The sequence below is a fragment of the Thalassolituus sp. UBA3500 genome, assembly GCF_002377545.1.
Lineage (GTDB): Bacteria > Pseudomonadota > Gammaproteobacteria > Pseudomonadales > Oceanobacteraceae > Thalassolituus.
In genome coordinates this window covers 49786-50381 of the sequence record NZ_DFQB01000047.1, presented here as the reverse complement: position 1 = coordinate 50381, position 596 = coordinate 49786, and the positions used below count along the sequence as shown (strand labels likewise).

Here is a 596-nt window from a genome sequence, read left to right as displayed (position 1 = left end):
TCGATATCGGCCTTGTCGATTTCATCAATCAGCAGCACAACAGGCTTGTCCGCCTCGAACGCCTCCCAAAGCTTACCTTTCACGATGTAATTAGAAATATCGTTTACACCGTCAACGCCAAGCTGCGAGTCACGCAGTCGACTGACCGCATCGTACTCGTATAACCCCTGATGGGCTTTAGTCGTACTTTTGATGTGCCATTGGATAAGGTCAGTGCCTAATGAAGTGGCCAATTGCTCTGCCAGCATTGTCTTACCGGTTCCCGGCTCACCCTTGAGCAGAAGTGGACGCTGCAAAGTGATTGCTGCATTGACTGCCATTTGCAGCTCAGGTGTCGCTACGTATTCGCCGGTACCCTGGAATTTCATCAGGACTTAACCTCTCGATCTCTGATTCTTGACTGGCCAGAGTATAAGGAGGCGTGTTTGGTACAGCAAGGCAAGACCAGAAAAAGGCTTTAAAATCAGACAGAAAGGGGAAATTGTACAGAAGGCGCCTCCGGTATCGGAGGCGCCGCGCGTGAAACAGGCTATTCCTTTTTATCGTCTGGGAGGTCGAACTCCCCCCAGTCATCATCGTCATCGGCAGACTCTGCT

1 protein-coding gene is annotated in these 596 nt (G+C 50.8%); it reads right to left on the bottom strand.

What is annotated here, in order from left to right; all coding sequences use genetic code 11:
• Window positions 1-368, bottom strand: a 368-nt coding sequence (locus B2R29_RS12130) for an AAA family ATPase (protein ID WP_301181301.1), incomplete at its 3' end; no start/stop codon positions are given.
• Window positions 369-596: the final 228 nt, after the last annotated feature.